Origin of the sequence: Microbacterium sp. R86528, assembly GCF_044596335.1 — a bacterium.
Taxonomy (GTDB): domain Bacteria; phylum Actinomycetota; class Actinomycetes; order Actinomycetales; family Microbacteriaceae; genus Microbacterium; species Microbacterium marmarense.
The window spans coordinates 544,436-567,167 of record NZ_CP138996.1; the positions used below are offsets into that span (position 1 = coordinate 544,436).

Below are 22,732 nucleotides of genomic sequence, written 5' to 3' on the forward strand. Positions count from 1 at the left end.
GCGTCAGCGAACTCCGGTGCCGACGTAGGCGATCACGCCGTCGAGCGGTGTGCCCGAGGCATCGCGCTTCGCGCCGGGCTCCGGCAGCGAACGCGTCGCTCCGTCAGCGGCGATCGCACGGGGGTCTGATCCAACCCAGGCGAGCGTGAGGGCGTCTTCGCCGCGCAGCAGACGCTGGGCGCGCACTCCACCGGTCGCGCGTCCCTTCGCGGGAAACTCGCTGAAGACCGACACCTTGGCGCTGCCAGCATCGGTGCCTGCGATAGCAGAGGTCGCCCCAGCTACGGTGACCACCACCGCATCGAAGGCCGACGCGCCGACCACTGAGAACATGATCACGGATGCGCCGTCGCTGAGACGGATTCCTGCCATACCTCCGGCAGCCTTGCCCTGGGGTCTTACCGAAGATGCGTCGAAGCGCAGCAATTGCGCGTCGCTGGCTACGAACACCAGTTCGTCGCCGTCAGAGGCGGGCGCAGCCCCGACGACACGGTCGCCGTCGCGCAACGAGATGATCTCGATGTCGTGTTTGGCGCCGAGTTCGGTCGCAGCAACTCGCTTGACTGTTCCCATAGCTGTGCCGATGGCGATCGCGGGGGAGTCGGCCAGCGGCACGATCGATACGATGCGTTCGCCACCCGTCAGACCCAAGTACTGGTCTGCACGCATTCCTGCGCTCAGCTGCACAGAGTTTCCGGGCACCGACGGCAGGTCAACGGGAGTGAAGCGAACCAGACGACCATGAGTGGTGATAGCGCCGATATCACCGCGTGCAGTGGTGTCGACACTCGCAAGAATCGCGTCGTGCTTCGACCGACGTGCTGGTGGCACGATTCCGCCCGCGGCCACGTCTGGGGTGAGCTCGGCGCGCACCATTCGTCCGCTCGCCGAGAGGAAGACTCGGCACGGCGCGTCAGCGATCTGCAGCTCCGCCGCTGCTGCCGCAGCGCGCGAGCGCGGCTGTACGGGTCCGCCGTTGAGAAGAACGGTTCGGCGCGGCGTGCCATACGTGTCTGCCGCGACCTCAAGCTCGCGGGCGACCTGAGCACGAATCAGCGCATCGCTGCCGAGCAGCGTCTCCAGCTCGGCGATCTCGGCAAGCAGGCTGTCACGCTCCGCTTCAAGTTCGATACGAGAGAACTTGGTCAACCTGCGCAACCGCAGCTCGAGGATGTACTCGGCCTGCAACTGTGAGAGGTCAAAGACATCCATCAGCCTCGCGCGAGCCTGCTCGGTGTCATCAGATGCGCGGATGACTTGAATGACCTCGTCGATGTCGAGAATGGCCACCAGCAGGCCCTCGACAAGATGCAACCGCTCTTTGCGCTTGCGCAGTCGATACTGGCTTCTGCGCGTGATGACACTGATGCGATGGTCTAGGTAAACGCGCAACATCTCACGAAGACCAAGCGTTGCCGGCTGACCGGCCACCAAGGCGACGTTGTTCATGCTGAATGAATCTTCGAGCGGCGTCAGCCGGTAAAGGTGATCGAGCACCGCCTGCGGGTCAAAGCCGGTCTTGATTGTGATGATCAGACGAAGCCCGTGGTGACGATCCGTGAGATCGGCGACATCAGCGATGCCCTGCAGCTTCTTTGCGTTGACCGCATCTTTGATCTTCTCGATGATGCGCTCAGGACCCACGAGGTAGGGAAGTTCGGTGACGACAAGTCCCGTGCGCCGCGGACCGACCGATTCGATCGAAACCTTCGAGCGGGTGCGGAAGCTGCCGCGTCCGTTCGTGTACGCGTCTTTGATTCCGTCAAGGCCCACGATGATGCCCCCGGAGGGCAGATCGGGCCCCGGGACGAACTCCATGAGTTCTTCCACGGTGGCTTCGGGATGCTCAAGGAGATGAATGGCCGCAGCGACAACCTCGATCAGGTTGTGGGGCGCCATGTTGGTCGCCATGCCAACCGCGATGCCCGATGCGCCGTTCACCAGCAGATTCGGGAATGCCGCGGGCAGCACTTCGGGCTGTTGAAACTGGCCGTCGTAGTTCGGGATGAAATCCACGACGTCTTCGTCGAGATTCTCGGTCAGCGCGAGCGCCGGGGGCGCAAGCCGCGCCTCGGTGTATCTGGAGGCTGCCGGGCCGTCATCGAGGGATCCGAAGTTTCCGTGGCCATCGACCAACGGCACGCGCAGAGAGAAGGGCTGCGCCAGGCGCACGAGCGCGTCGTAGATCGCGCTGTCTCCGTGCGGGTGCAACTTACCCATGACCTCACCGACGACGCGCGCGCTTTTGACATGGCCTCGATCTGGGCGAAGGCCCATGTCGGCCATCTGAAAAAGAATGCGGCGCTGAACCGGCTTCAGTCCGTCGCGGGCGTCCGGAAGCGCCCGCGAGTAGATCACTGAATAGGCGTATTCAAGGAACGAACCCTGCATTTCGGCGGACACATCGACGTCCTCGATGCGTCCGTGATCAGCGGTGGCGGATTCAGGGCGTGATGCAGGCATTGACGATGTGGCCTCGGGGTAACAGCGGTGCGGCGAGGGCTCGGCACGCATATGCGAGACTGGCCCAGATGCCTCTCAGCCTACCCGTGGACCCGCCGCACGCCCGGAGCCTCACCGGTGTTGTGCCCGAGATGGCGCGCGCACTGAGCGCAGACTCCGCATGGTTCGCCCCTGCCACCAGCGCGATCGTTTTCGTCATCGATGGTCTCGGGAGCCACAATCTAGCCGCTCGGTCTGGCCACGCGCGGTTTCTCGCGTCGATGGCGACCAAGAAAGATGTTGCCCGCACTGTCTTTCCCTCGACCACAGCGAGCGCCCTGGCAAGTCTGCTCACCGGAACGCTGCCGGGGGAGCATGGGATCGTCGGTTACAAGGCTCGCGTGCCCGGCACGCACCGGGTCGCGAACCAGTTGCGGGGTTGGGAGACAGACGGGCTACCCGAGTCGTGGCAGCGCGCCATCCCGCTGGCGACGTCGCTCGGTCGAGCGTTCTTCGTCGTCTCGAAGAGCGAGTATGAGTCAACCGGATATACGCGCGCAACCCAGTCCGGCGCTCAGTTCGTCGGTGTCGACGACCTGACCGAACGAGTGGCCGAAGCTGCACGGATCGCTCATCAGCATCCCGGATCTCTGGTTTACCTCTATGCCCCGGAACTTGACGGCGCTGGTCACAAACACGGGTGGCAGTCCGACGAATGGGTGGGAACTCTCGAGACCTTGGATGCCGCCGCGGCTTCTCTGGCAGCGCAGCTGAGACCGGGTATTGGTGCTGTCGTGACGGCCGACCACGGCATGATCGACGTGCCTCGCCACCGACACATTCTGCTGGGCGCTGGCGACGATCTCGTCGACGGCGTCTCACTGGTGGGAGGCGAACCGCGCATGCTTCATGTCTATGCCGAAGTGGGCCAGCAAGAGAGCGTCCTTGCCCGGTGGCGTGCCTCAGAGAGCGAGCGCTCGTGGGTGCTGTCTCGTGCCGAGATCATCGAGTCGGGCTTGCTCGGCCCAGTGAGCGACGAAGTCATTGAGCGAATCGGCGATGTATTGATCGCCCCACGCGCCGGAATCGCGTACTACGACGATCGTACGGGTGACAAAGGTCCGCAACGTATGATCGGCCAGCACGGATCGTTGACCGCCGAAGAGCGCATTGTGCCCTTGATCAGGCTCGGTGCATTCCGCTAGCTAGTCGTCGGTCTTCGCGCCGAAAACGATCTCGTCCCATGAGGGCATTGAAGACCGCCCCTTGCGGCGTCCGCCCTCGGCTGCCGCAGACGAAGACTCGAAATGTGAGGGTTTCGCCGCCGCGGAGTCGTCGTTTTCGTCGACTGTCGCCTCGTAGCCAGGCTCGAGCGCATCAAAGAGCGCGACGGGTGCGTGCGAACGTGGTGGATCCTCCGGAGCATCTTCGTCAGCACCGGGCAACGGTTCGCGTTGTCCACGGCGTCGACGCAGAGCTTCAAGCAGGTCTGCAGTTTCGGCCGACGTGGTAGCCGGAGAATCGGCACGCTTGATCGCTGCGGCTTGAACTGCGGCTGCCGTCGGCTCGCTGAGGTCGGGAGCCTCAAGGTCTGCTTCGGGCATCTTGCGGGGCCCGAACGCTCCACTGTCGAACCGGGTGTCATCCTTCGCAGGAGCAACGTCTAGAGCACGTAGACGGGGGATGAGACCCTCAGGCAACGATCCTTGGCGAGAGAGCTGCACCGCGTCAGAGTTGAGAGGAGCCAGCGTGCTGCGACGCGGATCGAAGCTCCAGCGGGCATCGTGATCGACATCATTCGCGGTGAACTCAAGCTTCAGAATCCACCCGGTGGACTCCTTCCAGCTGGTCCAGCGTTCGCCAATCGCGGCGGCTTCAGCAAGCTTGCCCCGCACGGCGGATCCGAAAGTCGGCTGAGCGCTCGGTTCGAAGTCGCCGCCCATCAACACGGGCACAGCGAGCGCTTGCCCGACGATGTGTTCACGCTCAGCAAGCACGGGCCCTTCAAAGCGCTCGACGTCCTCGACGCGAGCGCCGAGAAGCTCAGCGACCTCGGCAGCAGAAAGCCCGGCGCGAATATGCGACTGAATCTCGCGCGGGCTGGCGCGCAGAACGGAATTCTCGTCTTCGCGGGCGCGACGCACCTTGCGCAATTCGACGCGCAAAACGTCGTCTATGGCGAGCACAAACCTTTCGCCTGACTCGGTTGCCAGGACGAGTTTGTCCTCTTCTGTTCCGATGACCTTGAGCTGTTCCATGCGGACGCCTCTCCGATCCCTGCGTATGCGCCCTAATGCTTACACACGCCGTCCAAATCCTCGGGAATTTCGTGCGTGCGCCGCGAGTTTAGGTGGGTGACAGGGCGCGAAAGCCAAGCGTATTTGCGTATTCGCTCAAACTCGTGCAAACTGTCGCCGCCCCACGGGGCCGATACACACCGAGTCACCCGGAAGTTGAGACGTACAGGCATGGCCACCGATTACGACGCACCACGCAACAAGACCGAAGACGACAGCGAGTCGATCGAGGCGCTCAAGGAGCGCGTTCCCGACAAGCTCTCCGGTTCGGTCGATGCTGAGGATGCTGATAATCCCTCAGGCTTTGAACTGCCCGGAGCGGATCTTTCAGACCTCGAACTCGATGTTGTCGTTCTTCCCGCACAGGACGACGAGTTCACTTGCATGAGCTGCTTCCTTGTGAAGCACCGTTCGCAGCTCGATCACACCGGCGCCGATGGCGCTATCTGCCTGGAGTGCTCCGCGTAAGCTGTGCTCGGCGAATAGCCGCGGCCAGTCGCTCTGGCGTGCGTGAGCAGATCACCCACGCCGGAGCGGGATCCTCAGGATCCAAATTGGGAACAACAACGACCGCGTCTATTCCACCTCGGATCAGGTGCCACGCTCGAGGATCGAGTCCTGTACCTCGGGCATGCCGAGCCGACTCGCCGGAGTGCACCTCTGGTTCTCCGAGCAATTCGGTGGAGATGTGCGCACGTCCCGCCCGCAAGACGTCGTTCTCGACGCTGACCACTGGGGCGAGACTTACAAGCAAGACGACCGTCAGCAATCCCAGCGCTGCTCCGATGACAAGAGCGAGAGTTGTGTTCAGCGGCGCAAACACGAGCGCTGCCATCGGTGCGACAACTCCGGCGCTCACCAGCACCCACAAAGATGGACCGAGTCGCTCGCGATAATCGCCGACTCCTGCACTGCTCGTTGAGTTCTGCATTACCCTCGTTGGGTGACTGAAACGGTGGACATTCCCATTATCGCCCCCGACGCACCCGTGTATGCCCATCCCGGCGACGCAGGGGCCGACCTAGTGGCGTCTGAAGCCGTGACGCTTGCTCCCGGCGCTCGTGCTCTTGTCGGCACCGGAGTTCGTATCGCTCTGCCAGAAGGCTATGCCGCATTCGTCGTGCCGCGAAGCGGCCTCGCGGCCAAGCACGGCATCACCGTTGTCAATTCGCCGGGCACTGTCGACGCGGGATACCGCGGCGAGATCAAGGTGACGCTTCTCAACACCGATAGCAGCACCGCTTTTCACGTCGCCGTCGGCGATCGCATTGCCCAACTCATAGTGATGCCCGTCTCTCGCGCACACTTCATCCCGGTCGAAACCTTGCCCGACAGCATCCGTGGCGAAGGTGGCTTCGGATCGACCGGCTATCAGAAAGAGGGAACCCCGGCATGACCGATCCCACACCTGCCGAAAACGCCCCCGTGGGTTTGACCCCGGCCCTGCGCGCGGCAAACGGTCCTTTCGACGAGACTGAGGCCAATCCCGTGCGGCCCTACATCGACCTCGGCGGCATCAAGATCCTCCCTCGCGAAGGCCTCAATCTGCGCCTCGAGGTCGAAGAGCAGACGAAGCGCATTGTCGCCGTCGGCCTCGACTACGCCGACTCCACACTGCAGGTGCAGCCCTTCGCGGCGCCCCGCTCCACCGGGCTGTGGGACGAGACGCGCGAACAGATCCGCGCGCAGGTGCGTCAACAGGGCGGGCGAGTAGAGGAACGCCAAGGACCGTTGGGGGCTGAGCTGCTGGCAGAAGTCCCCGTCGTTGCTGGTGCTGATGGTGCCAGTGGCAAGCGTCTCGCGCGCTTCGTGGGCGTAGACGGCCCTCGCTGGTTCTTGCGAGGCGTCATCGGAGGCGCGGCAACGGCAGATGTCGAAGCAGCGGCGAAAGTCGAGGATCTGTTCCGATCCATCGTCGTCGTGCGAGGTGGAACACCCATGCCGCCGCGAGATCTCATTCCCCTGCGCATGCCGGCGACCCCCGGCAGCGCATGAGTGACGCGAACGGCGCAGACACCGAATCGGGCGATGAGCATCGGGGGTCGGCGGAAGCGTCCTCACCCCCCGCGGCGTCGGAGATCTTCGGCGCCGCTCTTGGGGGAGCAGCCAGGCGTGCCGGTCTAGACCCGAACGAAGGCAAGAGCACTTCCCATGTCGTGTGGGGCGCGATGGGAGGCTGGCGCGGCATCCTCGAATCAGTCCTGCCCGGACTGCTGTTCATCGTGCTCTACACCGTCACCATCGACCCTGAGACGCAGAAGGGCAATCTCTGGCTGTCGCTCGGCGTCTCCCTCGGTGCTGCCGGCGTGTTCACTGTCGTGCGTCTAGTCTCGCGCCAGCCGATCACCGCCGCAATGGGCGGGCTTGTCACCACTGGTGTCGCGGCCGCGTTCGCCGCGTTTACCGGCGAAGCCAGCAACAACTTCGTTCCCGGCTTCATCACCAACGTTCTCTACGGCTCAGCGTTGCTCGTCTCGGCGCTCATCGGCTGGACGTTGATTGGTCTTGCGATCGGGTTCTTGATGGGAGACGGCACTTCATGGCGTGCCGACAAGCGCAAGCGGCGAGCATTCTTCTGGCTCGGCATCGCATGGGCCGGCTTGTTTGCGGCACGGCTGCTCGTGCAGCTGCCCCTCTACTTCGCGAGTCTGGAGGGAGACCCCGGCGCAACGACCGCGCTCGGAACCGCCAAACTCGTTATGGGTCTTCCGCTTTTCGCGCCGATGGTCGCTGTGACGTGGCTCGCCGTGCGCGCTCTGTATCCGCCGCAACCCAAGTGATACGATTTATCTTGACATCAAGATAAATTCATCCGTCGCTTCGCTTAGGTCACCCTCACTAGCCGAGGGCTCAGGAGCGCGGGATGATGGGGATGCGCCTCATTTCGGCGCCTCCCGCCGCCGACGAAGGAGACACACGTGTCCACGGTTGACAGCTTCGGTGCCAAGAGCACCCTGACGGTCGGCAGCACCGACTACGAGATCTTCCGCATCGATACCGTTCCCGGTTACGAGAAGCTCCCGTTCAGCCTCAAGGTGCTGCTGGAGAACCTTCTTCGCACCGAGGATGGTGCGAACGTGACGAAGGCGCAGATTGAGGCACTTGGTTCGTGGGATGCTGCGGCAGACCCCGACACCGAGATCCAGTTCTCGCCCGCGCGCGTCGTCATGCAGGACTTCACGGGCGTGCCCTGCATCGTCGACCTTGCCACGATGCGCGAAGCGGTCGTTGAACTAGGCGGCGATCCCACCAAGATCAATCCGCTCTCGCCCGCCGAGATGGTCATCGACCACTCGGTGATCGCTGACCTGTTCGGCAGCGAGAACGCACTGGAGCGCAACGTAGAGATCGAGTACCAGCGCAACGGCGAGCGGTACCAGTTCTTGCGCTGGGGCCAGACCGCGTTCAACGACTTCAAGGTCGTTCCTCCTGGCACCGGCATCGTGCACCAGGTGAACATCGAGCACCTCGCAAAGGTCATCTATGACCGCACGAACAGTGGTGTGCTGCAGGCATACCCCGACACCTGCGTCGGTACCGACTCGCACACCACCATGGTGAACGGTCTCGGCGTGCTCGGCTGGGGCGTCGGCGGCATCGAGGCAGAGGCCGCCATGCTCGGGCAGCCCGTGTCGATGCTCATTCCGAAGGTTGTCGGCTTCAAACTGACCGGAACGATCCCTGCTGCGGTCACCGCCACTGACGTCGTGCTCACAATCACTGACATGCTTCGCCAGCACGGTGTTGTCGGAAAGTTCGTCGAGTTCTACGGCGACGGCGTCGCCTCGGTGCCGCTGGCCAACCGCGCCACCATCGGAAACATGAGCCCGGAATTCGGTTCGACGGCCGCCATGTTCCCGATCGACTCGGTCACCGTGGACTACCTGCGACTGACCGGCCGCAGCGAACAGTCCCTCGCGCTCGTCGAGGCCTATGCGAAAGAGCAGAGCCTTTGGCACGACGCTTCGGTGGAGCCCACCTTCAGCGAGTACATGGAACTCGATCTGTCGACAGTTGTTCCCTCGATCGCCGGGCCGAAGCGTCCGCAAGACCGCATTGAGTTGTCGCGCTCGAAGGAGCAGTTCGAACTCGATCTCGTGAATTACGCCGAGGTCGACCACGACCTCGTTGACCTCGAAGGTGCGGAATCGTTCCCGGCATCCGACCCGCCCGGCAACACGCCGGAAGACGAGCACAACTCGCACGAGCACCACCACAACAGCCACGCACCGAAGTCGGTGTCGAAGCCGTCTGCGGTCACGCTCGAAGATGGTGAGAAGTTCACGCTCGATCACGGCGCTGTCACGATCGCCGCTATCACCTCGTGCACCAACACATCGAACCCTTCGGTCATGCTGGCCGCGGGACTTCTCGCTCGCAATGCGGTGAAGAAGGGCCTCAAGGCGAAGCCGTGGGTCAAGACGACGCTCGCGCCCGGCTCGAAGGTCGTCACCGACTACTACGAGAAGGCAGGCCTGACCGACGACCTGGAGGCTCTGGGCTTCTACACGGTGGGTTATGGATGCACGACGTGCATCGGTAACTCCGGCCCGCTGATCGAAGAAGTATCGACAGCGATCAACGAGAACGATCTCGCTGTCACTGCGGTTCTTTCCGGAAACCGCAACTTCGAGGGCCGCATCAACCCCGACGTGAAGATGAACTACCTGGCAAGCCCGCCACTGGTCATCGCGTACTCGCTCGCGGGAACGATGAACTTCGACTTCGAAACCGACGCACTCGGCAAGGACTCCGACGGCAACGATGTCTTCCTGAAGGACATCTGGCCCGACGCCGCCGAGGTCCAGTCAACGATCGACTCATCGATCAACAAAGAGATGTTCGATACCCAGTACGCCAGCGTGTTCGAGGGCGATGACCGTTGGAAGAACCTCCCCACTCCGACCGGTGATGTTTTCGAGTGGGATGCGCAGTCGACCTACGTGCGCAAGCCCCCGTACTTCGATGGCATGACGATGGAGCTGACTCCGGTCACCGACATCGAAGATGCGCGCGTGATGGCGACACTGCTGGACTCGGTCACCACCGACCACATCAGCCCCGCCGGAAACATCAAGGCAGACAGCCCAGCCGGTCAGTACCTGGCAGAGCACGGCGTTGACCGCAAGGACTTCAACTCCTACGGCTCACGTCGTGGCAACCACGAGATCATGATCCGCGGCACGTTCGCGAACATCCGCCTCAAAAACCAGCTCGTGCGTTCAGTGAATGACGGCGCTGAGGTAGAGGGTGGCTTCACTCGCGACTTCACGCAAGCTGGTGGTCCGCAGTCGTTCATCTACGACGCGAGCCAGAACTACCAGGCCCAGGGCACGCCGCTCGTGATCTTCGGCGGCAAGGAGTATGGCTCTGGTTCTTCGCGCGACTGGGCGGCCAAGGGCACCAGCCTGCTCGGGGTGAAAGCGGTCATCACCGAGAGCTTCGAGCGCATCCACCGCTCAAACTTGATCGGAATGGGCGTCGTCCCGCTGCAGTTCCCCGCGGGCGAAAGCTGGGCCTCGCTCGGACTCGACGGCACAGAGATCGTCTCGATCTCAGGTCTTGAGCAGCTGAACGAAGGCGTCACGCCGAAGTCAGTGCACGTAACGGCGAAGCCAAGCGAATTCTCTGCCGAAGGCAAGCCGACTGTGGAGTTCGATGCCGTAGTGCGCATCGATACTCCCGGCGAAGCTGACTACTACCGCAACGGTGGAATTCTGCAGTACGTGCTGCGCTCGCTCGTCTAAGCAAACCAACACACATCGAAGAGGTCGGGACGCAAGTCCCGGCCTCTTCGTTGTCTCGCGGTTAGACTGAATTGCGCCCTTTAGGGCCAAGAGAGGAGCCAGGATGTCGTTGCTGTCGTCCATCCATGGGCCGCGTGATCTTGACTCGTTGTCGACCGAACAGCTGTCACAGCTTGCTTCCGAGGTGCGAGAGTTCCTCGTCGAGAACGTGGCGCGCACCGGCGGACACCTGGGTCCCAATCTCGGCGTGGTTGAGCTCACCATTGCACTTCATCGGGTCTTCGACTCGCCGCAAGATCCATTCATCTTCGATACCGGCCACCAGTCGTACGTGCACAAGCTGCTTACCGGTCGCCAGGACTTCTCCGGGCTGCGTTCGCGCGGCGGCCTGGCGGGGTACCCGCAGCGGTCTGAGAGCCCACACGATGTCGTCGAGTCATCGCACGCCTCGAGCTCGCTGAGTTGGGCTGATGGCGTTTCTCGTGCGTTTGTGCGAACCGGGCGCAAGGACCGACACGTCGTCACCGTTGTGGGCGATGGATCGCTCACCGGTGGAATGACCTGGGAAGCGCTGAACAACATCTCCGACGACAACGACCGCAATCTGGTCATCGTCGTCAACGACAACGGCCGCTCTTACGCACCGACAATCGGGGGAATGGCGCGATACCTCAACCGCGTACGCACGGCCGATACCTATCGCAACTTGCGTCGCGGCTCTGACAGCCTGTTCCACACACTCGGCCCTGCGGCGCGTGCCGTTTACCGTGGGGTGAGAGGTGGCACACACGGATTCTTGTCGCGCTTCACCAACAACGAAGCGCTCTATTCGAACCTCGACATCAAGTATCTCGGCCCGATCGACGGTCATGACCTGCCCGTGCTGCTCGAGACTCTGGAGCTGGCGAAGTCTTACGGTGCGCCGGTCATCGTTCATGCGATCACCGAGAAGGGCCGCGGCTACCAGCCTGCCCTCGACGACGATGCCGATCAGTTTCACGCTGTCGGCAAGATCGATCCCATCACGGGCCGGACGGTCGGCGGAGCATCCACCAGCCAGGCCTGGACCGACGTCTTCGCCGACGAGCTTCTCGCTGTGGGCACCGAGCGTCATGATGTCATTGCGATGACTGCTGCCATGCTTCGCCCGACGGGCTTGCTGCCGTTCGCGGAGCGGTTCCCCGACCGTGTGTACGATGTGGGTATCGCCGAGCAACACGCGGTCGCATCGGCGGCGGGTCTGGCATTCGGTGGGCTGCACCCGGTGGTGGCGATGTACGCCACTTTCATGAATCGCGCCTTTGACCAGGTGCTGATGGATGTCGCGCTGCACCGAGCCGGTGTGACGTTTGTGCTCGACAGGGCTGGCGTTACCGGCCCCGACGGCCCGAGTCACCACGGCATCTGGGATCTCGCCATGCTTCAACTCGTGCCCCACATTCGCATCGCGGTGCCACGCGACGCTGAGCGGCTGCGGGAGGAGCTGCGCGAGGCCGTGACCGTCAACGACGCACCGACTGTGGTTCGCTTTCCCAAGGGAACGGTGAGCAACGACATTCCGACGATCGAACGCCTGCACGATGGCGTTGACGTACTCGCTCGCTCTGATGCCCAAGATGTGCTGATAGTGGGAATAGGTCCGATGGCTCATACCGCGATGGACGTCGCCGCGCGCCTGCGCGCCCAGGGAATCGGCGCAACGGTTGTCGATCCGCGGTGGGTCATTCCCGTTCAAGCTTCGTTGATCGAACTCGCAGCCAACCACCGGCTGGTCATCACGATCGAGGACGGCATTCGTGTCGGGGGCATCGGCACGCGCGTGCGCCAGGTTCTTCGTGAGGCAGGAGTCGATACGGCCGTAGACGAACTCGGTGTGCCAGATGAGTTCATCGACCACGCCACACGTGAGCAGATTCTCGACGATGCTGGCCTCACACCCGCCAAGATCGCGCAAGACGTGATCGCGCAGGTGCTGGGCACCAGAATTCCGGTTGCACGGGCCGCAAGCGCTGAGCTGCCACTGACCTAAAACGAGAATATGGGTCAGTACTGTCGGATTGCTGTCCGAGAGTACTGACCCATATTTCAATCAGGATCTAGCTGTGGGCTATGCCCTTCACCATCGGCGTGTGAAAGGTCTCGCCGAACACACGCTCGGATGCGCCTTCGCGGTCGAGGTATGGCGAAGCTCCACCATCAATGAACGGCCAGCCCGCGCCGAGAATCAAACACAGATCGATATCTTCGACTGCTGCAACGACGTTGTCGTCGAGCATGATCTTGATCTCCTGGGCAAGTCCATCCTGCACGCGGCGCAGAATCTCTGCTTCCGTCGCGGGGGTCGATCCCACGGCACCCTTGAGTACCTTTTCGGCTGACTTGCTCCAGCCGGTGACCCGTCCGGCTTTGTCCTTGTCGACGACTTCCGAAAGCTCCGCAAGCTTGTGGAAGTTCTCCGAGGCGAAGAAGCGCTCAGGGAACGCATGCGCCATGGTGTCCTGGACGTGCGCGGCGACCTTCCACCCGACAAGATCGATGAGTTGGAACGGCGTCATCGGCAGCCCAATGGGAGCGAAGGCCTTCTCCACCGTGAGCAGGGGAGTGCCCTCGTAGACCGCCCGAGCAGCTTCACCCATCACCTTGGCAAGCAGACGATTCACTACGAAGCCGGGGGCATCAGCGGTCAGCACGGCGTTCTTGCGAAGACCCTTTGCAGTGACGAAAGCCGTCGAGAGCGCAGCGTCGGAGGTCTGAGGCGTCTTCACAATCTCGATAAGCGGCATGACGGCAACCGGATTGAAGAAGTGGAAGCCCACCAGACGCTCGGGGTGAGCGAGAGTTGAGCCGATCTCTTCCACTGACAGCGACGAGGTGTTGGTCGCCAGAATGGCATCGTCGGCGATGAATTTCTCGATCTCGCCGAATACCTGCTGCTTGACGCCCACCTCTTCAAAAACGGCTTCGATTACGAAGTCGCAGTCTGCGTAGAGTGATTTGTCGGTGGTGCCGCTAACGAGGCTGCGGAGTTTGTTCGCCGAGTCGGAGTCAAGCCGACCCTTCGCCTCGAGCTTGCCGATCTCGTCGTGGATGTAGGCCACACCCTTGTCAACACGCGCCTGATCCAGGTCAGTGATAATCACGGGAACCTGCAGCCGACGAACGAACAGCAGCGCAAACTGGCTGGCCATCAGACCAGCACCGATGACTCCCACCTTGGTGATCTTCTTCGCCAGCGACTTGTCGGGCGCCCCCACTGGACGCTTCGCGCGCTTCTGCACGAGGTCGAAGGCGTACATGGATGCTGCGAACTGGTCGCCGACGACGAGGTCGGCGAGTGCGTCATCTTCGCGAGCAAAGCCTTCTGCCTTTGTGCCCGACTTAGCTTTTTCGAGCAGCTCGAGTGCAGCATACGGTGACTTCGGAACGGTACCGATCTTCGACTCGAGCATGCCGCGCGCCATCTTGATAGCGATCGGCCATTTGGTGAGCCGCTCGATCTTTCCTGGTTCGTTCTTGCGCTCTACCTTGATTTTGCCGGCGAGCACACCATCCGCCCATGAGAGCGAGTTCTCAAGGTAGTTGGCCGCGGGGAAGATCGCATCTGTGATGCCGTACTCAAACGCCTGCTGCGGCTTGAGCATTCGGTTCTGCTTCAGCGGGTTCGAGATGACGACCTCAAGAGCATTCTCGATTCCGATCAGGTTTGGCAGCAGATACGCACCGCCCCAACCAGGAATGATCCCGAGGAACACCTCGGGCAATGCAATCGCGGCCGCCGAGGCGTCCACCGTTCGATAGGTCGAGTTGAGTGCGATCTCGAGTCCGCCACCGAGCGCCAGCCCATTGATGAAGGCGAACGAAGGCACCCCGAGATCGCCGAGCTTGCCGAGCACGTGGTGGCCGAACTGGGCAACCATCTTGGCATTGTCTCGCGAGCCCACCTTGCTGATGTCGCTCAGGTCGGCGCCAGCGGCAAGAATGTACTGCTTACCGGTTACGGCCACGGCGTTGATCTCACCAGCCGCGGCGCGCACCTTGAGCGCGTCAAGCGTGTTGTTCAGCTCTTGCAGCGTCGCAGGCCCGAGCGTGTTCGGGCGAGTGTGGTCGCGTCCGTTGTCGAGCGTGATGAGCGCGAGCACCTTGCCGGAGGCGAGGCGAATGTCTCGCACGGGGGAGTGCGTGATCACCTCGTCGTCGGTGTCGGCGAGAATCGGAGAAAAGTCAACCTCTGCGTAATTGGTCATCGTTGCGCCGCTCACTTCTTCTTGCCGTTGTAGTTCGGGTTCTCCCAGATAACGGAGCCGCCCTGTCCGAGGCCGACGCACATGGCAGTCAGTCCGTAGCGGACGTCGGGGCGCTCGGCGAACTGGGCCGCAAGCTGGATCATCAGTCGTACTCCGGTTGCAGCGAGTGGGTGGCCAACCGCAATGGCGCCGCCCCACTGGTTCACGCGCGGGTCTTCGTCGTCGATTCCGAAGTGGTCGAGCAACGAGATGACCTGAATGGCGAATGCCTCATTCAACTCGAACAGGCCGATATCCGTGATCGAGAGGCCTGCCTTCTTGAGCGCTTTTTCGGTTGCGGGAATCGGTCCGATACCCATGACCTCTGGCTGAACTCCGGCGAACGCGAATGAAACCAGCTTCATCTTCGGCTTGAGGCCGAGCTCTTTGACAGCTCCGCCACCGGCGAGCAAGCTCATCGTGGCACCGTCGGTCAGCGGCGACGAGGTGCCAGCCGTCACACGCCCGTGGGGGCGAAACGGGGTCTTGAGCGCGGCGAGACCTTCCATCGTCGTCTGAGGGCGACGACCTTCATCTTCAGATGCCAGGCCCCACGCTCCGGACGCATCCTTGATGGCGACGGAGACCAGGTCATCCTGGAACTTGCCCGCGTCGTATGCGGCCTGCACCTTGTGCTGTGAGAGCATTCCGAAACGGTCGGCGCGTTCCTTCGTCATGTGAGGGAAACGATCGTGCAGTCGCTCAGCCGTGATACCCATGTTCAGGGCATCGGCGCTGACCAGTTGCTCCGCCACGAAGCGCGGGTTGGGATCAACGTTGCTGCCATCCAGCGGGTGACGACCCATGTGCTCGACACCGCCAGCGAGGGCGAGGTCGTACATCCCCACGCCGATCGAAGCGCCCATCGTCGTCACGCTTGTCATCGCTCCGGCACACATGCGATCGATGGCGAAGCCGGGAACGGTCTGCGGCAGACCCGCAAGCAACGCGACGGAACGCCCAAGTGTCAGGCCCTGATCGCCGGTCTGTGAGGTCGCGGCAATCGCCACGTCGTCGATGCGATCTGCCGGAACTTCAGCATTTCGCTCCATGAGCCCGATCGTCGCCTTAACGGCAAGATCGTCCGCTCGGGTATTCCAGTACATGCCCTTTTCGCCGGCACGACCAAAAGGTGTGCGCATTCCATCAACGAAATAGACGTCCGAAAGCTCGGCCACTCTGCCTCCAATAGTTGGGATACAGCCAGCCTAGGTTCGAGCGCGGTTTAGTGCTGAAACTCGTAGTGGATTCCTACGAAACAGGTGACTCAGCCTCTGGCACTGGTTGCACGGATTCAACAAAGGCATCCGCAATTGTCTGTGCAGTGTGGTCAATCTGCCATTCGCGTGCGCCGAGCGCGCGAAGCGACTCCGCAATAGCTTCCGCGCTGAACTCCTCCGGAGGCGACCACGCGACTCTGCGAAGAGTGTCGGGCGTCAGCAAATTCTCGGTAGGCATGCTCAGGCCCTCTGCGACCGCTTCGACGGCTGGCCTCGCACATTTAAGGCGGGCGTCCGCTTCGGGGTTGCGATCAACCCACGCGCGCGGAGGAGGCAGCGAGTCGCCGCCAGCGGCCCGTTCCGCAGGAGGGTTCTCGTCGGCACGACCCGCCTCGATCGCAGCCCACCAGCGATCCAGCTGAGTGCGGCTTGCGCGGCCCATGAATTCTTTGTTCGCTGCGAGTGCCTGCTTACTGGTCGGGTTTGCTCTAATCGCCGCGACCAATGCACGATCGGGTACCAAGCGTCCGGGCGAGACGTCTTGTTCGCGAGCGTATTCTTCACGTGCGGTCCACAGCGAACGAGCAACGGCCAATGCCTTTCGACCGCGCACCGTGTGCAGCCCACTGAGGCGGCGCCAGGGGTCATCCCGCGGCGGTTTCGGCTGGCGCTGCAGCACTGCCGTGAATTCCTGGGCAGCGAAGTCTGTTTTGTCTTGTTCTACCAGCTCGGCTGCCAGCGCCTCATAGACGTCAACGAGATGTTCAACGTCGAGCGCAGCGTATTCCAGCCACGACTGCGGCAACGGTCTCGTCGACCAATCCGACGCAGAGTGTGCCTTCGCCAGCGTGATTCCGAGGGTGTGCTCAACGACCGCGCCGAGACCAACCCGCTCATGACCAAGCAATCGTGCTGCCAGTTCGGTGTCAAACATCTCTTCGGGCTCAAGGTCGAGTTCCCGCAATGACGGGAGGTCTTGGCTCGCGGCGTGAAGAATCCACAGCACGCTCCCGATCGCGCGCTTCAACGGCGCAAAGTCGCCGATCGGCGGGGGATCAAACAGAAACACTCCCGCGCCGCGTCGGTATACCTGAATCAGGTACGCCCGCTGCGAATACCGGAATCCCGAAGCGCGCTCGACGTCGACAGCGACCGGGCCGCTGCCCGCCGCGAGCAGATCACACGCCTCGACGAGACCCGCTGCGTCGCTTATGACGTGATACTCAGCCACCGAGCAACCTGCGCGATCCCAACATCGTTATCCCTTCAGAACCCGGCGGCAGACCCGCCAGCATGCAGACCAATTCTGCCCATGCTTCCACGTGCGGCGTCACTTCACCTTGGGGAGACCACGATGCGCGCAGTTCGATCTGGGCCCCATCGCCTTCATCGGCGAGTGAACCGAAACCTTTGGACAGTGTCTTCGTGGCCGTGCCCGATTCGGAGTGAAACGCCGCCCCGCGGGAAGAGAGTGCGTCTGTGAGCCATGCCCACGCAACGTCGGCGAGCATCGGGTCGATGCCGATATCCGTTTCGAGCGGAGCCTGCGCAAAACAGACAATGCGCCAGGCGCCGTTCCATGCAGAGGGGCCTTCCTCGTCGTGAAGAAGCACGAGGCGTCCGGTGCCGTAAGCCGAGTCGAGGGCGTCGGTCTCGGGCCGCACATCGCCCGCAATAGCGAGTGCGTCGGTTGCCAATCCGCTGGGCGCAGCAATCTCTCGAACACTGAGATCTGCACGGAATGAAAGCGAGCGAACCTGCGCGGCCGCATCGTCGAACGTCGACGGTCCTTCGCCAGAACGTTGCTCAGCCACGCGGACAGACTAGGCTGATGCCTCGATGGTCGCTTCCAGGCGCGCCGCGATGCGCCGCGCATCCCCCACGTTCCTTTCCGGAATCCGAGCCGCGCTGACAGTGCTCAGCATGGCTCTCAGCGGCGTGCTCGCCGCGATGGCAGTGGCCTCTATCCATATGGCACGGCGGGTGGTGACGCCTGCGGCACGGGTGCCTGATACGACAATTCTCGATCTCGATACCGCGGCGCAGACTATAACGCTCGCGCGCACGCCCGATACGCAGCTGCCGGGCCGCTACGGTCTCTTCACGACCGGTTCAGCAACCTACGTCAAGCTCGGCTCCGTGCTTGCCGAAGAAGAGACGCAAGTCACTCGCAAGCTGCTCACCCATATCGCCGCCGACGCGCATCTCCAGCCGCGGGCTGCATTCAGCGGCTGGTACTTCGACTCGCCCGATCAACTGCACCTTCCCTACACCCCAGAGCTCATCGGCACGTCGGTCGGCCCCTGCCCGGCATGGCTGTTCCCCGCCGGCGACGGCGACGTCTGGGTGATCCAGATTCATGGCCGCGGCACCACCCGCGCTGAGGGACTGCGCGCCGTCCCCCTTTTCGCTGCGGCCGGAATCTCCTGCTTGCTCGTGTCATATCGAAATGATTCCGAAGCGCCGCGAAGCCGCTCCGGCACCTACGCCCTTGGCGCAACGGAATGGCGCGATGTCGATGCCGCCATCGGCTTCGCGCGCCGCCGCGGCGCGAATCGAATTGTGCTCATGGGGTGGTCGATGGGCGGCGCGATTGCGCTGCAAGTGTCGCTCAACTCTGCGCACCGTGAACACATCATTGGTCTGATTCTCGAGTCGCCCGTGGTCGACTGGCGACTCGTGCTCGAGTACCAGTCCGCCGCGCTCAACGTGCCGACTGCGGTGAGCAATCTTGCGATCGGCGCGCTTTCGACGCCGTGGGCCTCTCCCATCACACGCAGCGGGGGAGCAATACCGTTCGACAAGCTCGATATTCTCTCGCGGGCCTCGGAGTTGCAGCATCCCATTCTGATTCTTCACAGCGACGACGACGGGTTCGTGCCGTCTGATGCGTCTCACGATCTTGCGATCCTTCGCCCGGATCTTGTCGACTTGGTGGTTTTCGACGTTGCTCGGCACACAAAACTGTGGAACTACGACCAAGAGCGCTGGACGTCGAGCATCAATGAATGGCTGAGCCGACACGCGAAGTAGAGTTGTAGCACGATGACTACGACCGCGACCGGCACCATTCAACTGACAGACCGGTCGCCGGAACTCTCCGGCGCAGAGATGGTTGCGGCCCTCGTGCCACCGCCGCAGTTCGCTGCCGCGACCTTCGAGTCGTACCGCGCTGACGCGCAATTCGCCTCACAACAAGAAGCGAAAGATCTGCTGATGCTCTTCGCTGGCGCGCGTACGGTCGAACGGACAGGGTTCTTTCGCCGCGCCAAGCGTGCCCCCGAGGTGAAGCCCGGGGTCTACCTCGACGGCGGCTTCGGAGTCGGCAAGACTCATCTGTTGGCCGCTATTTATCACGCGATGCCAGCGCGAAGAAAGTACTTCGGCTCATTCATCGAGTACACCGCGCTGGTCGGGTCAATGGGATACCAGAACACGGTCGAACTGTTCCGTGGCGCGGATCTGCTGTGTATTGATGAGTTCGAGCTCGACGATCCCGGCGACACCATGGTTATGACGAGACTGCTCGGCGAACTCGTTGCTTCGGGCACCCGTCTCGCGGCGACGTCGAACACGCCCCCGAACGCTCTGGGAGAGGGGCGCTTTGCTGCGCAGGACTTTCTGCGCGAGATTCACGCGATGTCGGCAAGCTTTCAAACCATTCGCATTGACGGCACCGACTATCGCCACCGGGCAGTCGATGGGCACGCCGAAGTTCTCGATGCCGAAGGCTATGCCGCGTCGATCGCGTCAACCGCCGATCATGCACTCGTTTCAGATGATGATTTCGACCTGTTGATCACGCATCTCTCACGCGTTCACCCTTCGCGCTACATCCGACTGCTCGAATCAGTCGATGTGGTGGGGCTTCGCGATGTGCATCCGTTCGATGATCAATCCGCCGCACTTCGCTTCGTCGCCTTCATCGACCGCGTCTACGATGCCCAGATTCCCATTCGCGCAACGGGCGTGAGTTTGGACCTCGTCTTCCCCGAAGAAATGCTTGCAGGCGGGTATCGCAAGAAGTACCTCAGAGCCATTTCACGTCTGGTCGCTTCTACTCTCGCTTGATCCGAAATCCACGCCGCTGGACAAAACTCCAAGTTCGCTCACGCCGCGAGGAAACCTGATGTTTACCTGAGCGTGGGTTGCGTAACAAACCCGAAACACGTCAAGCACAACGCTGGTAACCGCGGCTGGCAACACTAGGGGTACCTGGAAGACCGCAACCCGATTATGTGGCTTCCGCAGGACCTTGGGTAAACGACATGGATGAGGAATTTGATGGATAGCGGAAATCTCGCGTGGTTGATCACTGCGTCGGCGTTGGTGCTTTTGATGACACCCGGTGTGGCGTTCTTCTACGGCGGCCTCGTTAAGGCGAAGAGCGTCGTCAGCATGATGATGATGAGCTTCGGTGCAATGGGCCTCATCAGCGTGCTGTGGATCCTCTACGGATTCAACATGAGTGCAGTCCCCGACACCTGGAGCTTCGCCGGCAACCCCTTCTCAGACTTCGGTCTGGCAAGCGCCGGCAGCGATGACCTCGTAGGCGCACTCTTCGGTGCCACCTTCGCGATCATCACGGTCGCCCTGATCTCGGGTGCGATCGCAGACCGCGCCAAGTTCGGCGCATGGATGATCTTTGCTGGCATCTTCGCCACGGTCGTCTACTTCCCGGTGGCCGCATGGGTCTGGGGCGGTGGCTGGATCTACAACCTCGGCACCTCGTTCGGCTTCTCCACCGAAGTCATTGACTACGCCGGTGGTACCGCCGTTCACATCAACGCGGGTGCTGCAGCTCTCGCCCTGGCGCTCGTCCTCGGAAAGCGCATTGGCTTCCAGAAGGGCATCCAGAAGCCCCACAACGTGCCGCTCGTACTTCTCGGCGCTTCGCTGCTGTGGTTCGGCTGGTTCGGCTTCAACGCTGGCGCTGAGGGCCTGGGCGCCCTTGGGACCGAAGACACCGTTGTCGGCCTGATCGTCATCAACACCCTCGGTGCGACGGCTGCGGCAATCCTCGGCTGGTTGGTCGTCGAGAAGCTCAAAGACGGCAAGGCCACCTCGGTCGGCGCTGGCTCGGGTGCAGTTGCTGGTCTTGTTGCGATCACCCCGGCATGTGCCAACCTGACGCCCGGCTGGGCACTCGTACTCGGTGTCGTTGCTGGTGCGGTTTGTGCACTCGCCGTCGAGCTCAAGTGGAAGCTCGGCTTCGATGACTCGCTCGACGTCGTCGGCATCCACCTTGTCGGTGGCCTCATCGGAACGATCTACCTCGGCTTCTTCGCAATCGACACCGGCCTGTTCCTCGGTGGCGGCACAGAGCAGCTCATCCTTCAGGTTGTTGCCGCGGCTGGCGTGCTGGTCTACTCGTTCGTTGTTGCCTACATCATCGGCTTCGCGATCAACAAGACCATCGGCTTCCGCATCAAGAACGAAGACGAGATCGCTGGCGTCGACACCGTCGTGCACGGCGAAGAGGGCTACCTCCTCGACGAGCGCGTCTGATCGATCGAACTCTCGCGTACAGCGAAGGGCGTCCCGGCTTCGGCCGTGGCGCCCTTCGCCGTGTTCGCTAGGGTTGGGCTGTGAGCAGAAGCCTCGGAGTAATGCGCGCTCTGCGCCGCCTGTTTCAGTCCGCAGCCGCTTCGACGCCTTCGCGATCTCGATCACGCAGCCAGGCATCCACTCAGAGCAATCAAGCGGGGCCCGCCCAAAGCGGGTCGACTGCGACGATCGAGATCGACGTGCCCAGCCGCGAAGCGCTGACAATCACCTATGCACCGTCGCGCGACGGTGCCCCAGACGCCGGCGAGATCGTTTGGACTTGGGTTCCCTACGTAGAACGTGACGGGCGAGGCAAAGATCGCCCAGTGCTCGTTATCGGCCGCCAGAGTGCTAACCGGGTGTTCGTGGTCAAGCTGACCTCGCGCGCGCATGATGGCGACCACGATTATTTGCCCATCGGGTCGGGGCCGTGGGATAGCAAAGGACGCGATTCCTGGGTCGACATCGACCAGGTGTACAGCGTGCACAACGCTGGGATGCGTCGAGAAGCCGCCGCACTGGATCTCGACAGATTCGTGCGCGTTGCCCATGCCCTGAGCAAGCGTTACGGCTGGCAGGTGGGGGAGTGAACACGAAACGCCCCGCAAGGCGGAGCGTTTTGGTGGGCGATGCCGGACTCGAACCGACGACCTCTTCCGTGTGAAGGAAGCGCGCTACCAACTGCGCCAATCGCCCAAAAGCCCCAAAGGACCGGAGTCGATACTACCGGATGCTGCGGGGTTGACCGAACCGCGACGCCAGACACGCGCGGAGTGCACCTGGTTTTGCGCACGGGCATTTGTGGGCTAAAGTTTTCCAAGTGCCCGGGTGAGAATCAGGGTGCAAAATGCGGATGTGGCGCAGTGGTAGCGCATAACCTTGCCAAGGTTAGGGTCGCGAGTTCGAATCTCGTCATCCGCTCGAGTGTAGAGATTTTCTCCTAGGAGAGATCACAGCACGTGGGGTCAAACCACACGGTGGCGTGGCCGAGCGGCTAGGCACCGGCCTGCAAAGCCGTTTACACGGGTTCGAATCCCGTCGCCACCTCGCTTCTAACTGAAAAGCCTGTATAGGCGCGATTGGCGCAGCGGTAGCGCGCTTCCCTGACACGGAAGAGGTCACTGGTTCGATCCCAGTATCGCGCACAGCAGAAAACCCCTGATTCGTCAGGGGTTTTTGTGTTTAACGGAGGCTGA

At 62.3% G+C, this 22,732-nt stretch carries 18 protein-coding genes and 4 tRNA genes; 14 read left to right on the forward strand and 8 right to left on the reverse strand.

The window, feature by feature from the left end:
* Positions 1–3: 3 nt before the first annotated feature.
* On the reverse strand, positions 4–2,463 hold the full coding sequence (locus tag SJY18_RS02690; protein ID WP_396668306.1) for a DNA topoisomerase (ATP-hydrolyzing) subunit A: 2,460 nt from the start codon (positions 2,461–2,463) through the stop codon (positions 4–6).
* Between the two features lie 68 nt (positions 2,464–2,531).
* Between SJY18_RS02690 and SJY18_RS02695 the strand changes: the two genes are divergently transcribed.
* Complete coding sequence (locus SJY18_RS02695; protein ID WP_396668307.1) at positions 2,532–3,647, forward strand: alkaline phosphatase family protein; 1,116 nt, start codon at positions 2,532–2,534, stop codon at positions 3,645–3,647.
* Here SJY18_RS02695 and sepH read toward each other — a convergent pair whose 3' ends face one another.
* Positions 3,648–4,700, reverse strand: coding sequence for a septation protein SepH (sepH, locus tag SJY18_RS02700; RefSeq protein WP_337337950.1), 1,053 nt, complete (start codon positions 4,698–4,700; stop codon positions 3,648–3,650). It abuts the gene before it with no gap.
* 210 nt (positions 4,701–4,910) lie between these two features.
* Here sepH and SJY18_RS02705 point away from each other — a divergent pair, with 210 nt between their 5' ends.
* Positions 4,911–5,207, forward strand: coding sequence for a DUF4193 domain-containing protein (locus tag SJY18_RS02705; RefSeq protein ID WP_337337949.1), 297 nt, complete (start codon positions 4,911–4,913; stop codon positions 5,205–5,207).
* Here SJY18_RS02705 and SJY18_RS02710 read toward each other — a convergent pair.
* A complete protein-coding gene (locus tag SJY18_RS02710; RefSeq protein WP_396668308.1) occupies positions 5,182–5,670 on the reverse strand; it encodes a DUF3093 domain-containing protein in 489 nt (162 codons plus the stop codon). The genes SJY18_RS02705 and SJY18_RS02710 overlap by 26 nt on opposite strands.
* A gap of 12 nt (positions 5,671–5,682) precedes the next feature.
* Here SJY18_RS02710 and dut point away from each other — a divergent pair, with 12 nt between their 5' ends.
* The 5 genes from dut to dxs all read left to right on the forward strand — a co-directional run bounded on the left by dut (position 5,683) and on the right by dxs (position 12,515).
* Entirely contained in the window at positions 5,683–6,135 is a 453-nt protein-coding gene (gene dut / locus SJY18_RS02715) for a dUTP diphosphatase (RefSeq protein WP_396668309.1), read from the forward strand.
* Complete coding sequence (locus tag SJY18_RS02720; protein WP_396668310.1) at positions 6,132–6,734, forward strand: DUF3710 domain-containing protein; 603 nt, start codon at positions 6,132–6,134, stop codon at positions 6,732–6,734. Before dut ends, SJY18_RS02720 begins: the two co-directional genes overlap by 4 nt.
* A complete protein-coding gene (locus tag SJY18_RS02725) occupies positions 6,731–7,519 on the forward strand; it encodes a DUF3159 domain-containing protein (RefSeq protein ID WP_396668311.1) in 789 nt (262 codons plus the stop codon). The genes SJY18_RS02720 and SJY18_RS02725 overlap by 4 nt, the downstream gene beginning before the upstream one ends.
* Before the next feature lie 138 nt (positions 7,520–7,657).
* Entirely contained in the window at positions 7,658–10,486 is a 2,829-nt protein-coding gene (acnA, locus tag SJY18_RS02730; protein ID WP_337337944.1) for an aconitate hydratase AcnA, read from the forward strand.
* Between the two features lie 103 nt (positions 10,487–10,589).
* Positions 10,590–12,515 carry a 1-deoxy-D-xylulose-5-phosphate synthase gene (gene dxs / locus SJY18_RS02735; RefSeq protein ID WP_337337943.1) on the forward strand — a complete coding sequence of 642 codons (1,926 nt, stop codon included), beginning with the start codon at positions 10,590–10,592 and terminating at the stop codon, positions 12,513–12,515.
* A gap of 67 nt (positions 12,516–12,582) precedes the next feature.
* Here dxs and SJY18_RS02740 read toward each other — a convergent pair whose 3' ends face one another.
* The 4 genes from SJY18_RS02740 to SJY18_RS02755 all read right to left on the reverse strand — a co-directional run bounded on the left by SJY18_RS02740 (position 12,583) and on the right by SJY18_RS02755 (position 17,803).
* Positions 12,583–14,730: a 3-hydroxyacyl-CoA dehydrogenase NAD-binding domain-containing protein gene (locus SJY18_RS02740; RefSeq protein ID WP_337338412.1), complete on the reverse strand. Its 2,148-nt coding sequence runs from the start codon at positions 14,728–14,730 to the stop codon at positions 12,583–12,585.
* 11 nt (positions 14,731–14,741) lie between these two features.
* On the reverse strand, positions 14,742–15,947 hold the full coding sequence (locus tag SJY18_RS02745) for a thiolase family protein (RefSeq protein ID WP_337337942.1): 1,206 nt from the start codon (positions 15,945–15,947) through the stop codon (positions 14,742–14,744).
* Positions 15,948–16,020: 73 nt separating this feature from the next.
* Positions 16,021–17,220: a ribonuclease D gene (locus tag SJY18_RS02750; protein WP_337337941.1), complete on the reverse strand. Its 1,200-nt coding sequence runs from the start codon at positions 17,218–17,220 to the stop codon at positions 16,021–16,023.
* The gene (locus tag SJY18_RS02755) at positions 17,213–17,803 is read right to left on the reverse strand and encodes a DUF3000 domain-containing protein (protein ID WP_337337940.1); all 591 of its coding nucleotides are present in this window, start codon (positions 17,801–17,803) and stop codon (positions 17,213–17,215) included. The genes SJY18_RS02750 and SJY18_RS02755 overlap by 8 nt, the downstream gene beginning before the upstream one ends.
* 25 nt (positions 17,804–17,828) lie before the next feature.
* Between SJY18_RS02755 and SJY18_RS02760 the strand changes: the two genes are divergently transcribed.
* The 4 genes from SJY18_RS02760 to SJY18_RS02775 all read left to right on the forward strand — a co-directional run bounded on the left by SJY18_RS02760 (position 17,829) and on the right by SJY18_RS02775 (position 22,126).
* Positions 17,829–19,022: an alpha/beta hydrolase family protein gene (locus SJY18_RS02760; protein WP_396668312.1), complete on the forward strand. Its 1,194-nt coding sequence runs from the start codon at positions 17,829–17,831 to the stop codon at positions 19,020–19,022.
* A gap of 12 nt (positions 19,023–19,034) precedes the next feature.
* Positions 19,035–20,060 (forward strand): cell division protein ZapE, encoded by a 1,026-nt coding sequence (zapE, locus tag SJY18_RS02765; protein WP_396668313.1) that lies wholly within the window; start codon positions 19,035–19,037, stop codon positions 20,058–20,060.
* A gap of 213 nt (positions 20,061–20,273) precedes the next feature.
* A complete protein-coding gene (locus tag SJY18_RS02770) occupies positions 20,274–21,497 on the forward strand; it encodes an ammonium transporter (RefSeq protein ID WP_337337937.1) in 1,224 nt (407 codons plus the stop codon).
* 80 nt (positions 21,498–21,577) lie between these two features.
* Positions 21,578–22,126: a type II toxin-antitoxin system PemK/MazF family toxin gene (locus SJY18_RS02775; protein WP_396668314.1), complete on the forward strand. Its 549-nt coding sequence runs from the start codon at positions 21,578–21,580 to the stop codon at positions 22,124–22,126.
* Positions 22,127–22,156: 30 nt separating this feature from the next.
* Here SJY18_RS02775 and SJY18_RS02780 read toward each other — a convergent pair.
* Positions 22,157–22,232, reverse strand: a tRNA-Val gene (locus SJY18_RS02780).
* Between the two features lie 153 nt (positions 22,233–22,385).
* Here SJY18_RS02780 and SJY18_RS02785 point away from each other — a divergent pair.
* From SJY18_RS02785 to SJY18_RS02795, 3 genes are all read left to right on the forward strand, one after another.
* A tRNA-Gly gene (locus SJY18_RS02785) sits at positions 22,386–22,457 on the forward strand.
* A 55-nt stretch (positions 22,458–22,512) separates the two neighbouring features.
* Positions 22,513–22,583: transfer RNA gene (locus SJY18_RS02790), tRNA-Cys, on the forward strand.
* Positions 22,584–22,609: 26 nt separating this feature from the next.
* Positions 22,610–22,681, forward strand: a tRNA-Val gene (locus SJY18_RS02795).
* Positions 22,682–22,732 lie beyond the last annotated feature (51 nt).

What these genes read in the sequence shown, in the direction of transcription:
- SJY18_RS02690 (WP_396668306.1), bottom strand. Translation starts at nt 2,463, where the DNA reads ATGCCTGCATCACGCCCTGAATCCGCCACCGCTGATCACGGACGCATC.
- SJY18_RS02695 (WP_396668307.1), top strand. Translation starts at nt 2,532, where the DNA reads ATGCCTCTCAGCCTACCCGTGGACCCGCCGCACGCCCGGAGCCTCACC.
- sepH (WP_337337950.1), bottom strand. Translation starts at nt 4,700, where the DNA reads ATGGAACAGCTCAAGGTCATCGGAACAGAAGAGGACAAACTCGTCCTG.
- SJY18_RS02705 (WP_337337949.1), top strand. Translation starts at nt 4,911, where the DNA reads ATGGCCACCGATTACGACGCACCACGCAACAAGACCGAAGACGACAGC.
- SJY18_RS02710 (WP_396668308.1), bottom strand. Translation starts at nt 5,670, where the DNA reads ATGCAGAACTCAACGAGCAGTGCAGGAGTCGGCGATTATCGCGAGCGA.
- SJY18_RS02720 (WP_396668310.1), top strand. Translation starts at nt 6,132, where the DNA reads ATGACCGATCCCACACCTGCCGAAAACGCCCCCGTGGGTTTGACCCCG.
- SJY18_RS02725 (WP_396668311.1), top strand. Translation starts at nt 6,731, where the DNA reads ATGAGTGACGCGAACGGCGCAGACACCGAATCGGGCGATGAGCATCGG.
- dxs (WP_337337943.1), top strand. Translation starts at nt 10,590, where the DNA reads ATGTCGTTGCTGTCGTCCATCCATGGGCCGCGTGATCTTGACTCGTTG.
- SJY18_RS02740 (WP_337338412.1), bottom strand. Translation starts at nt 14,730, where the DNA reads ATGACCAATTACGCAGAGGTTGACTTTTCTCCGATTCTCGCCGACACC.
- SJY18_RS02760 (WP_396668312.1), top strand. Translation starts at nt 17,829, where the DNA reads ATGGTCGCTTCCAGGCGCGCCGCGATGCGCCGCGCATCCCCCACGTTC.
- zapE (WP_396668313.1), top strand. Translation starts at nt 19,035, where the DNA reads ATGACTACGACCGCGACCGGCACCATTCAACTGACAGACCGGTCGCCG.
- SJY18_RS02770 (WP_337337937.1), top strand. Translation starts at nt 20,274, where the DNA reads ATGGATAGCGGAAATCTCGCGTGGTTGATCACTGCGTCGGCGTTGGTG.